We start from the raw sequence: 244 nt of genomic DNA, 5'->3' as shown, positions 1-244 counted from the left end.
CGGCGACCGTGGTGTTCGACTATCCGACGCCGGTGGCGTTGGCGCGGTGTCTGCGTGAGCGGTTGCTGGGTGAGGTGGTGGAGGCGGGGTCGTCTTCGGCCGGGGTGGTGCCGGTGTCGGACGATCCGGTGGTGATCGTGGGGATGGCGTGTCGTTTCCCGGGTGGGGTGAGTGACCCGGAGGGGTTGTGGCGGTTGCTGTCGGAGGGCGGTGACGCGGTGGGTCCGTTCCCGGCCGACCGTGG

1 protein-coding gene is annotated in these 244 nt (G+C 70.9%); it reads left to right on the top strand.

Annotated elements, in window-relative coordinates:
* On the top strand, positions 1-244 hold a 244-nt coding region (locus AC5WS8_RS39530), incomplete at both ends, for an acyl carrier protein (protein ID WP_496108297.1).

Source organism: Streptomyces sp. PTL18, assembly GCF_059510295.1.
This window is presented reverse-complemented; position numbering and strand designations above follow the sequence as displayed.